The sequence below is a fragment of the Micromonospora sp. 4G55 genome, from assembly GCF_016803375.1.
In genome coordinates this window covers 1-10,346 of sequence record NZ_JAEVHN010000193.1, presented here as the reverse complement: position 1 = coordinate 10,346, position 10,346 = coordinate 1, and the positions used below count along the sequence as shown (strand labels likewise).

9 protein-coding genes, 1 tRNA gene and 3 pseudogenes are annotated in these 10,346 nt (G+C 74.3%); 6 read left to right on the top strand and 7 right to left on the bottom strand.

Features of this window, described 5'->3' with window-relative positions; translation table 11 throughout:
- The 4 genes and pseudogenes from JNW89_RS17315 to JNW89_RS17300 all read left to right on the top strand — a co-directional run.
- A pseudogene (locus tag JNW89_RS17315) lies at positions 1-246 on the top strand (SGNH/GDSL hydrolase family protein); the annotation flags it as partial.
- 99 nt (positions 247-345) lie between these two features.
- Positions 346-1,608 (top strand): acetyl-CoA C-acetyltransferase, encoded by a 1,263-nt coding sequence (locus JNW89_RS17310; RefSeq protein WP_238449707.1) that lies wholly within the window; start codon positions 346-348, stop codon positions 1,606-1,608.
- A 40-nt stretch (positions 1,609-1,648) separates the two neighbouring features.
- A pseudogene (locus tag JNW89_RS38110) lies at positions 1,649-1,852 on the top strand (CYTH domain-containing protein); the annotation flags it as partial.
- 160 nt (positions 1,853-2,012) lie between these two features.
- Complete coding sequence (locus JNW89_RS17300; protein WP_238449706.1) at positions 2,013-3,131, top strand: CHAD domain-containing protein; 1,119 nt, start codon at positions 2,013-2,015, stop codon at positions 3,129-3,131.
- A gap of 4 nt (positions 3,132-3,135) precedes the next feature.
- Here the strand turns inward: JNW89_RS17300 and JNW89_RS17295 are convergent, their stop codons facing one another.
- The 4 genes from JNW89_RS17295 to JNW89_RS17280 all read right to left on the bottom strand — a co-directional run bounded on the left by JNW89_RS17295 (position 3,136) and on the right by JNW89_RS17280 (position 5,421).
- Positions 3,136-3,456, bottom strand: coding sequence for a hypothetical protein (locus tag JNW89_RS17295; RefSeq protein ID WP_238449705.1), 321 nt, complete (start codon positions 3,454-3,456; stop codon positions 3,136-3,138).
- Between the two features lie 37 nt (positions 3,457-3,493).
- Positions 3,494-4,249: a Bax inhibitor-1/YccA family protein gene (locus JNW89_RS17290; RefSeq protein ID WP_238449704.1), complete on the bottom strand. Its 756-nt coding sequence runs from the start codon at positions 4,247-4,249 to the stop codon at positions 3,494-3,496.
- A gap of 161 nt (positions 4,250-4,410) precedes the next feature.
- Positions 4,411-5,232 carry a Bax inhibitor-1/YccA family protein gene (locus JNW89_RS17285; RefSeq protein ID WP_238449703.1) on the bottom strand — a complete coding sequence of 274 codons (822 nt, stop codon included), beginning with the start codon at positions 5,230-5,232 and terminating at the stop codon, positions 4,411-4,413.
- Between the two features lie 108 nt (positions 5,233-5,340).
- Positions 5,341-5,421, bottom strand: a tRNA-Leu gene (locus tag JNW89_RS17280).
- A gap of 100 nt (positions 5,422-5,521) precedes the next feature.
- Between JNW89_RS17280 and JNW89_RS17275 the strand changes: the two genes are divergently transcribed.
- Positions 5,522-7,189, top strand: a complete 1,668-nt coding sequence (locus JNW89_RS17275; protein ID WP_238449702.1) for a hypothetical protein — start codon at positions 5,522-5,524, stop codon at positions 7,187-7,189.
- On the top strand, positions 7,120-7,356 hold the full coding sequence (locus JNW89_RS17270; RefSeq protein ID WP_238449701.1) for a hypothetical protein: 237 nt from the start codon (positions 7,120-7,122) through the stop codon (positions 7,354-7,356). Before JNW89_RS17275 ends, JNW89_RS17270 begins: the two co-directional genes overlap by 70 nt.
- Before the next feature lie 64 nt (positions 7,357-7,420).
- On the opposite strand, the gene JNW89_RS17265 is transcribed toward JNW89_RS17270, so the two are convergent.
- The 3 genes and pseudogenes from JNW89_RS17265 to JNW89_RS17255 all read right to left on the bottom strand — a co-directional run.
- Positions 7,421-8,761 (bottom strand): NAD(P)/FAD-dependent oxidoreductase, encoded by a 1,341-nt coding sequence (locus tag JNW89_RS17265; RefSeq protein ID WP_238449700.1) that lies wholly within the window; start codon positions 8,759-8,761, stop codon positions 7,421-7,423.
- A gap of 103 nt (positions 8,762-8,864) precedes the next feature.
- Positions 8,865-9,425, bottom strand: a complete 561-nt coding sequence (locus JNW89_RS17260) for a hypothetical protein (protein WP_238449699.1) — start codon at positions 9,423-9,425, stop codon at positions 8,865-8,867.
- A 114-nt stretch (positions 9,426-9,539) separates the two neighbouring features.
- A pseudogene (locus JNW89_RS17255) lies at positions 9,540-10,346 on the bottom strand (DUF58 domain-containing protein); the annotation flags it as partial.

Sequence of the window (10,346 nt, the reverse complement as noted above, 5' to 3'; positions counted from 1 at the left end):
CGCGCAGCCGCTGCGGCAGGTGCTCGGCTGGTCGGGGCGGCGGACCGCCCGGGCGCAGACGACGGCCGTGCTCGACGCCGGCGGCAGCGTGGTCGACCTGGGCACCGAGACCGGGCCGGTGTTCCGCGCCGACGCCGGGACCTTCTGCCCGGACGGCTTCCACCCCTCCGCGGACGGCTACCGGGTCTGGGCGCACGCCCTGCTGCCGGCGTGGCCGCCGCGGCCACCAGCGCCTCTCGCCACTGAGCGGGCGGCGGACGGGCGGGCGGCAGCCCGCCGCAGGGTGACATTTCCCGTCGCCCCGGCAGCTTCCGCGCCAAGTTACCGGCGAGTTAACGTTGCCTCATGCCGATTGAGTCGTCCCGCGACGCCGTCATCGTCGCCACCGCCCGCTCCCCCATCGGTCGCGCGTTCAAGGGCTCGCTGCGCGAGGTCCGCCCCGACGACCTCGCCGCGACCATCGTCCAGGCCGCGCTGGACAAGGTCCCCGGGCTCGACCCGACCGAGGTCGAGGACCTCTACCTCGGGTGTGGCCTGCCCGGCGGCGAGCAGGGCTTCAACATGGCCCGGGTGGTCGCCACGCTGCTGGGCCTGGACGGCCTGCCCGGCGCCACCCTCACCCGCTACTGCGCCTCTTCGCTGCAGACCACCCGGATGGCGATGCACGCCATCCGCGCCGGCGAGGGCGACGTCTTCATCTCCGCCGGCGTGGAGACGGTCTCCCGGTACGCCCGGGGCAACTCCGACACCCTGCCGCCGGAGGCACAGGCGCTGGTCGGCGGCGGCTGGGAGAACCCGCGCTTCGCCGAGGCGCAGGAGCGCTCCAAGGCCCGCGCGGCCGGTGGCGCGCAGGTGTGGACCGACCCGCGCGAGGCCGGCCAGCTCCCCGACATCTACCTGACGATGGGGCAGACCGCCGAGAACCTCGCCCAGGTGTACGACGTCACCCGCGAGGACATGGACGCCTTCGGCGTACGCAGCCAGAACCTCGCCGAGAAGGCGATCGCCGACGGCTTCTGGGCCCGCGAGATCACCCCGGTCACCACGCCGGACGGCACCGTGGTCAGCACCGACGACGGCCCGCGCGCCGGGGTCACCCTGGAGGCCGTCGCCGGCCTGAAGCCGGTCTTCCGCCCCGACGGCCGGATCACCGCCGGCAACTGCTGCCCGCTCAACGACGGCGCCGCCGCGGTCGTCGTGATGAGCGCCCAGCGGGCGAAGGACCTCGGGCTCACCCCGCTGGCCCGGATCGTCTCCACCGGCGTGACCGCCCTGTCGCCGGAGATCATGGGTCTCGGCCCGGTCGAGGCGTCCCGGCAGGCCCTCAAGCGGGCCGGCATGACCGTCGACGACGTCGACCTGGTCGAGATCAACGAGGCGTTCGCCGCGCAGGTGATCCCCTCCTACCGGCAGCTCGGCATCCCGGAGGAGAAGGTCAACGTGATGGGCGGCGCGATCGCCGTCGGCCACCCGTTCGGCATGACCGGCGCCCGGATCACCGGCACGCTGCTCAACTCCCTGGAGTGGCACGACAAGACCATCGGCCTGGAGACCATGTGCGTCGGTGGCGGCCAGGGCATGGCGATGGTGCTGGAGCGGCTCAGCTAGACCCCGGTTCGCCGGTCGTCCGCCCGGGTATCGGATCCGCATGGCGACGGTGGTGGAGCGGGAACGCAAGTACTCCGCCGACGAGGGCTTCCGGCTGCCGGACCTGACGGGGTGCGGTGGCGTCGCGACGATGTCGGACGCCACCGCCTTCGACCTGGACGCGGTCTACGTGGACACCCCGGACCTGCGGCTGGCGCGCAGCGGCTTCGCGTTGCGCCGGCGGACGGGCGGTCACGACGCCGGCTGGCACCTGAAGGTCGGCGCGGCCGGGGGCGCCCGGCCCGAGTACCAGTTCCCGGCCGGCGCGGACGACCTCGACCCGCCGGCGGAGCTGGTCGGGCTGTTCCGGGGCCGCCTCCCGCGGGCAGGCGGTCGAACCGGCGGCCCGGATCACCACCCACCGGGTGGAACGACGGCTGCTGGACGCGGCGGGCCGGGTGCTGGCCGAGGTCGCCGAGGACACCGTCGACGGGCGGGACCTGGTCACCGGCGAGCGGCAGGCGTGGCGGGAGATCGAGGTCGAGCTGGTCGACGGCGACGACCGGCTGCTCGACGCGGTGCAGTCGCGGCTGCGCGAGGCGGGCGCCCGCCCGGTCCCCGTCTCCAAGTCCCACCGGGCCCTCGCCGGCCGGCTCGCCGCCGTCACCGACGCGGCCCCGACGGACCCGGTCGCCCACTACGCCCTCACCCAGCGCGACGTACTGATCGCGAACCATCCCGGGGCCCGGCACGGTGACGAGGACGCCGTGCACGACATGCGGGTCGCCGTCCGCCGGCTGCGGGCCACGCTGCGCACCTTCCGCGGCCGCTGGGACCGGGAGCGCAGCGAGGCCCTGCGCGCCGAGCTCCGCTGGCTGGGCGGCCGGCTCGGGTCGGTCCGCGACGCACAGGTGCTGGCCGCCCGGCTCACCGACGCCGTCCGTGCCGAGCCCGCCGACCTGGTTCTCGGCCCGGTCGCGGCGCGGATCTCGGAGCGGTTCGTCGCCGACCTCGCCACCGCCCTCGACGAGCTGGTCCGGACGCTGGACTCCGACCGCTACCCGGAGCTGCTGGCCGGACTCGACCGGCTGCTGGAGGCACCACCCGCCCGTGCCGTCGACGCGCGGTGGATCGCCCGCCGGGTCCGCCGGGCGGTCACCCGGGCCGACGACCGGCTGGACCGGGCCCTCGACGGGCAACGGGCGCAGGAGGGGGACGTCGCGTTGCACGAGGCGCGCAAGGCGTACAAGGCCGCCCGGTACGCCGTCGAGGTCCGCGAGCCGGACGCGGGGCAGCGCGCCGCCGCCCTGGTGGAACGGCTCAAGGACCTCCAGGACCTGCTCGGCACGCAGCACGACTCGGTGGTCACCCGGGAGGTGCTGCGACGCCAGGCGCTGCGCGCGTACGCCGACGGGGAGAACACCTTCACCTACGGGCTGCTGCACGCCCGGCAGGCCACGGCCGCCGATCGGGACCTGCGGGCGATCCCCGCCGCCTGGGACCGGGCCCGCCGGCGGAAGGTACGACGCTGGTTGAAGAGCTGAGGCGTCAGAGCGCCGAGCGGGTCGCCGCCACCTCGGCGGCGGCCCGGGCCAGCGTCGCGTCCGGCGCCCCGGCCGCGACCAGGTCGGCCGCCACCACCCGGAGCTGGTCGACCAGCGCCAGGTCGTTGTCCAACCGGGGTACGTTCCGACGCGGCTCACCCTCGACGTCCGCGCCGAGGTTGGCCAGCTCCTGCACCAGCCGGTGCACCAGGTCGGCGCGGGACACGTTGCCGCCCTCGGCGATCGCCGCCCACCGTGGCTGCTGCCAGTGCCCCACCTGACGGACCAGCAGCCCCACCGCCCGGTCCAACTCCGCTGCGCTCATCGCCGCCGAGTCTACGGCCGCCCCGCCCCGCGCCCGCTCAGCGGCGCAGGTAGCTCAGCAGCCGCAGGATCTGCCAGTAGAGGAAGATCAGCCCGACCAGCAGCCCGAACGCGCAGAGCCAGGCGTACCGGCGGGGCAGGCCGGTGCGCACCGACCGCTCCACCTGGTCGAAGTCGAGGATGAAGCTGAGCGCCCCGGCGATGATCGCCACCGCCGAGAAGGCGTACGGCAGCCAGCCGACCTGGCCGGAGATGCTGTAGATCTCCACGCCCTGCCGGCCGGTGAACAGCCGGAAGACCAGGTTGACCAGGCTGACCGCGAGCAGCCCGATCAGCGTGCCGATCACCAGGCGGGCCAGCCGCGGTGTGGCCCGGACCAGCCGGGCCCGGTAGAGCGCCGCCATCCCGAGGAACACCCCGAAGGTGCCCACCACCGCCTGCGCGACGATGCCCGGGTAGACCAGCTCGAACGCCCGGCTGGCCACCCCGAGCAGCACCCCTTGGAGCAGGGCGTACCCGATGATCGGGGCGGGGTGGGTGATGCCGCGCAGCGAGATCACCAGGACCAGCGCGATGCCGGCCAGGGCGGTGCCGGCCAGCGCCGCCGAAACCCACACCGCCTGCGGCACGACCACCCAGGCCACCGCCGCGGTGACCCCGGTGAGCAGCAGCAGTCCGACGGTACGGACCACCACGTCGTCGACGGTCACCGCCTCCGCGCCGCCCGCACCGGGCAGCCGGTGCTCCCGGCTGCTGTCGTCCAGCCGGTCCAGGACCGGGTTGGCGCTGCGCACCCGCCACCTCCTCGCCAGCCGTACCCCTGGTGTCACTCTCCCCCGGACGGCCCGGCGGCGGCGGGGAAACGGCCGGGCCGGGACGCGGCGGCGATCGGCTGCGCAGACGACGCGCCCCGCCGCCGCGGGTCGCGGTGGCGGGCGCCGAGGGGCTGCGACAGTCAGTCGTCGCCCTGGAAGTAGCTGATCAGCCGGAGCAGCTCCAGGTAGAGCCAGACCAGGCTGACCACGATGCCGAACGCGGCCGTCCAGGAGTAGCGCTGCGGCAGCCCCATCCGGACGCCGTCCTCGACCTCCTTGAAGCTGAGCACGAAGCTCAGCGACGCGACCACGATGCAGACCAGGCTGAAGCCGATGGCCAGCGGGCTGCCGTCGCGCAGGCCGGTGTTGACGTCGAAGACGACCGCCAGCACGAAGTTGATCAGCATGACGGCGAAGAGGCCGGCCATCACGGCGATCATGCCCTTGACGAACTTCGGGGTCGCCCGGATGACCTTCGCCTTGTAGAGCATGGCCATCACGAAGAAGACACCGAAGGTGGCCACCACCGCCTGGAGCACGATGCCCTCGTAGGCGGTCTCGTACGCCTTGCTGACCAGACCGACGAAGGCACCCTCGACCACCGCGTACGCGACGACCAGCGCCGGGTTCGCGATCCGGGAGAAGGAGATGATCAGGCCGAGGACCACGCCGACGATCGCGGCGCCGATCCAGGCCGTGTAGAGCAGGCTGTCCGGCACCAGCACCCAGGCGGCCGCGGCGGAGACGCCGAGGATGCCCAGGAGCGCGACGGTCTTGACGACCACGTCGTCGATGGTCATGGTGCCGGCGGCCGGGGCCACCGGGTAGCCGGGCTGGCCCGGGTGCTGCTGGGGAATGCCGGGCTGGCCGTAGCCGTACTGCCCGGGCGGGGCGTACCCGGCGGAACGCTCCCGCTCGGCCGCCTGGCCGAGCCGGGCCAGCACCGGGTTCGAGGTCTTCACTTCTCAGGCCTCCCTCAGGGGGTCATCGCACGCACGACGTGCCCTACAAGGGTAAACGGAGACGGCGACCCGCGCGCCCGTGAGTCGGCTGAGGGAAAGCTGAGAGTGTGCCCGGGGCGGGGGTCGAACCCGCACGCCTTTCGGCAGCCGCTTTTAAGGCGGCCGTGTCTGCCGTTCCACCACCCGGGCGGGTGCACCGGCGCGCCGACACGCGCGGTGCAGTGTCACCGTAACCGTTCACCGGCGACCCGGCGTACCCCGTCACAGGTGCCGCACTAGGGTCGAGCCCGTGACCAGCGCAGCCCGTACGGCGTCCGACGCCGACCCCGACCTGGCTGTCGGCCTCGCCGAGCCGGCCGCGCCCGGATCCCGCGCCACCCGCTGGCGGGCGTCCGTCGCCCGGCACCGCACCGACCTGCTCGTCGGCCTCGCGTTCGTGCTGCTCGCCGGCTGGCTCACCCAGGGCCTCTGGCCCGACCCGACCGGCCGGGTGCTGGCGCTCAACCCGGAGGACCAGACCCTCTACGAGTGGTTCCTGGCGGTCGACTCGCGGGCCGTGCTCGGCGACTTCGGCCTGCTCACCGACCGGCTCAACAGCCCGGACGGGGTGAACCTGATGACCAACACCACGGTCATCGCGCTCGGCGTGCTCCTCGCCCCGGTCACCCTGCTCTTCGGCGCGCCGGTCACCTTCGCCCTGCTGGCCGGGGTGAACCTCGCCGGCACCGCCGTGGCCTGGTACCTGCTCTTCACCCGTACGCTGCGCGCCCACCGGCTCGCCGCGGCGCTCGGCGCCGGGCTGTGCGGCTTCGGGCCGGGCATGGTGTCCCAGTCCAACAGCCACCTGCACATGACCGCCCAGTGGCTGGTGCCGGTGATCGTCTGGCTGGTCGTGCGGATGTTCCGCGCGGCCGACCCCGGACCGGCGTCGCTGGACGGGCCGGACCGCCGGCGGCTGGTCACCTCGGCGCTGGGCCTGGCCGCCGCGGTGACCGCGCAGGTCTTCATCGGCGAGGAGGTGCTCTTCCTCACCGCGGCCACCCTGCTGGTGATGACGGTGGCGTACGCGATGACCGACCGCGAGCTGCTGCGCCGGGCGCTGCCCGGCTTCGCCGGCGGCCTGATGCTCGCCGCCGGGCTGGCCCTGCTCGTCCTCGGCTACCCGCTGTGGTTCCAGTTCGCCGGGCCGCAGGGCGTGGCCGACGGCATGTTCAGCCCGCACTACTTCTCCGCCGACCTGCGCAGCTGGTGGACCATCTCCCCGCTGTCGGTGGTCGGCAGCGACACGTCGGCCCGGCTGACCACCGGCCCGGCCGAATACAACACCTTCCTCGGCCTGCCGCTGCTGCTGGTCACCGCCGGCTGCGCGCTCTGGCTGGGGCGCCGGCCGCTGGTGGTCGCGTGCGTCGCCGGCGCGCTGTCGATGGGCGCGCTGTCGCTCGGTCCCGAGGTGGTCAACGACGGCACCCGCACCGCGGTGCCCGGGCCGTACGGGCTGCTCGCGGGCCTGCCGGTGATCGACGGCGCGCTGCCGATGCGGTTCGGGCTGACCCTGCTGCCGCTGGCCGCGACGCTGCTGGTGCTCGCGGTGGACCGCGCGCTGCGGAAGCCCGGTCGGGGCCGACGGCTGGTCCCCGCCGCGGTGGGGGCGGCCCTGCTCAGCGTCTTCCCCGCTCCCCTGCCGACGACCGACGCCGCCGCTGCCCGAGTTCATCACCGGCGGCCACTGGCGCGAGTGCGTACGCCCCGGCGGGGTGCTGGTGCCGGTGCCGGCCGCCACCCCGAAGGATCCCTGGCCGATGCGGCTGGGCGGCGGCGGCCGACGGGGCGTTCGGCATCCCGGAGGGCTTCTTCATCGGCCCGTACGGCCGGGACGGGACCGCGGCGATGGGCACCTACAAGCAGCCCACCTCGGCGCTGCTGGCCGATGTGGCCCGGCGGGGCGACGAGCCGGTGATCGGCGACGAGCAGCGCCGGCAGGCCCGGGCGGACGCCGACTTCTGGGGCGCGGACTGCGTGGCGGTCACCGACGACGCTCCGCACGCCGAGAGCCTGCGCCGCACCCTGGTGCAGCTCTACGGCCCGGGCACCCGGATCGCCGACGCCTGGACCTGGCGGGTCTGACCCGGCCCCCGACACGACGAAGGCCCCCTCCCGTGCCGGGAGAGGGCCTTCGTGGCGAACGGGATCAGACCGGGCGGCCGGCGCCGGCACCCACCGGCTGGGACGCCTCGGCGAACTCCTCGCGCGGGTCGTGCAGCTGGCCGAGGGCGACCACCTCACGCTTGAGGAAGAACGCCAGCGACCAGTCGACCACGACCCGGACCTTGCGGTTGAACGACGGGATCCGGCTCATGTGGTACGTCCGGTGCATGAACCAGGCCGGCCAGCCGGTCATCTTCACGCCGTACACCTGGGCGACGCCCTTGTGCAGGCCGAGGCTGGCCACGCTGCCCGCGTGCTTGTGCTTGTAGTTGACCGGCTCGCGACCGCGGATCACGTTCGCGATGTTGTCGGCCATCCGGGCCGCCTGACGCACCGCGTGCTGGGCGCTCGGCGAGCAGTAGTTGCCCGGCTCCTTGGTCAGGTCCGGCACGGCGGCGCAGTCGCCGGCGCTCCAGGCGCCCTCGACGACCCGGTCGCCGTCGACGATCTGCAGCGTCGGCAGGCAGGTGACCCGGCGGCGCTCGTCACGCGGGAAGTCGGTCGCGTCGAGCATCGGCGACGGCTTCACGCCGGCCGTCCACACGATGGTGTCGGAGCGGAAGGTGTCGCCGTCGGAGAGCTTGACCACGCCGCCGACGCAGGACTCCAGCCGGGTGTCCAGGCGGATGTCCATGTTGCGCTTGAGCAGCTGCTGGACGGTGTAGGCGCCCATGTCCCGGTCGACCTCGGGCAGCACCCGCTGGGTCGCCTCGACCAGCACCCAGCGCATGTCCTCGGGCTTGAGCTCCGGGTAGTACCGCAGCGCGTCGCGGGCCATGTCCTCCATCTCGGCGAGCGCCTCGATGCCGGCGTAACCACCACCGACGAAGGTGAAGGTCAGCGCCGAGCGGCGGACCGCCGGGTCCGGCGTGGCGGCCGCCACGTCGAGCCGGTCCAGCACGTGGTTGCGCAGGTAGATGGCCTCGCCGATGGTCTTGAACCCGATGCCGTGCTCGTGCAGGCCCGGGATCGGCAGCGTCCGGGAGACCGAGCCGGGGGCCAGCACGACGTGGTCGTACTGGATCTCCCGGGTGGGGCCGCTGATCGGCTGCACCACCGCGGTCTTCCGGTCGTGGTCGATCCGCGTCACCGCACCCGCCACGACCTTGCACCGGCGCAACTCCCGCCGCAGCGGCACCACGGAGTGCCGGGGCGAGATGTTGCCGGCCGCCGCCTCGGGGAGGAACGGCTGGTAGGTCATGTGCGGCTGCGGGTCGACGACGACGACCTCGGCCTCACGGGAGCTCAGCTTCTTGGACAGGCGCAGAGCGGCGTACAGGCCGACGTGCCCGGCACCCACGACAAGGATCCGCTTCGGATTCACGTCATCTATCTTTCCCCGGGGGGCTCGGGTAATCCCGTTCGAGACCCCCTTCTGTGACGGAGCACAACCCCTGTGACCTGCGCAACGTCCCGGAGCCGTCCCGCTATCCGCGACGCAGCAGCCAGCCCAGCAGCCCGCTCAACCCCACCGCCACCAGCAGTCCGGCCACCGTCGCCGCCTGAAACCCGGCACCCCCGCCGATCTCGCCCAGCCAGGCCAGGATCACCCCGATCACGGCCGTGGCGAGGATCACCACCCCGGCCCGGCTCAGCCAGCGCAGCACCAGATCCGGGTCGACCACGGCGTCGTAGGGCAGCACCGCGGCGAGCGCGCAGAGGGTGTGCGCCAGGTAGAGGGCGGCGGCCACGGCGAGCAGCCGCCACAGCGCGATCGGCCGGTCGTACCCGGCGGAGGCGAGCAACCAGCCGCCCACGGTGACCAGGGCGGCGAAGGTCGGCCACCCCCGGCGCGGGGCCACCCCCGGCAGCACCGCGACCACCGTGAGGGCGAGCAGCGCTCGCGCGGAGAACATCTCGACCGGGTACGCCAGCAGCAGCCCGACCAGCACGGTGAGGAAGATGCCGGCGCGCACCAGCAGCGGCGCCAGGCTCACCCGGTTGACTGCGGCGCGCAGCGCCCGCACCCGCTCGGTGACCGCGTTCATCTGCGCCAGCTTTCGTTCGCGACTGCGGGACTCCGCTGCGCTGCGTTCCTCGCGCTCACCGGTGCCCGCCTTCGTTCGCGACTGCGGGACTCCGCTGCGCTGCGTTCCTCGCGCTCACCGGGCCCCCACCCGCGGGGCGGTGCCAGCCGGGCCACGTCGCGCAGCACCTGGTCCAGGCTGCCCGCGCCGGCCCAGCGCACCACCGGCACGCCGTGCTCGCGCAGCTGGGCGATCATCGTGTCCCGGTCCAGCCGCCACAGCCGGAACGCCACCGGCGCCCAGCCCCGCTCGCCGGGCGGGGCGAGGTCGGTGGGCAGCGTGTCCACCGCGACCACGAACCGGCCGCCCCGCGCCAGCCGGGCCAGCATCTGCGCGGACCGCTCGTCCAGCAGCGGGGTGAGCACCACCACCAGCGCGTCGGCGGAGAGCACCTGCGGCCCGAAGACCTGGTCGTACGGCTCGTGCGGGGAGGCCTCGGCGCGCACGTCGAGCAGCCACTCCAGCACCGTCAGGTACTGCCGGCGGCCGGTGGCCGGGCGCAGCCGGCGGGCCGCCGGCCCGTACTCCAGCATCGCCACCCGGTCACCCCGGTGCAGGTAGTGCTCGGCGATCGCGGCGGCGGCCCGGACGGTGGTGTCCAACACGGACGCGGCGCCCTTCACCCCGCCGGAGCGGCCCGCCTCGGCGAGCACGTCGAGCAGGACCACCACCTCGGCGTCCCGGTCCGACAGGGTGGCCGCCACGTGCAGCTGGCGGGCCCGCAGGGACACCCGCCAGTCGATGCGGCGCAGCCGGTCGCCGGGCCCGAAGACCCGGACGCCGGCCAGCTCGCCGCCCTCGCCGGGGCGGCGCGAGTGGTGGGCGCCGACCAGCCCGGCGGCCCGGGGCATCGCCTCCACCGCCTCGAACTGCTCGGTCTCC

Coding starts and splice junctions, on each gene's coding strand:
- JNW89_RS17310 (WP_238449707.1), top strand. CDS start 346: ATGCCGATTGAGTCGTCCCGCGACGCCGTCATCGTCGCCACCGCCCGC.
- JNW89_RS17260 (WP_238449699.1), bottom strand. CDS start 9,425: ATGAACGCGGTCACCGAGCGGGTGCGGGCGCTGCGCGCCGCAGTCAAC.
- JNW89_RS17270 (WP_238449701.1), top strand. CDS start 7,120: ATGGGCACCTACAAGCAGCCCACCTCGGCGCTGCTGGCCGATGTGGCC.
- JNW89_RS17295 (WP_238449705.1), bottom strand. CDS start 3,456: ATGAGCGCAGCGGAGTTGGACCGGGCGGTGGGGCTGCTGGTCCGTCAG.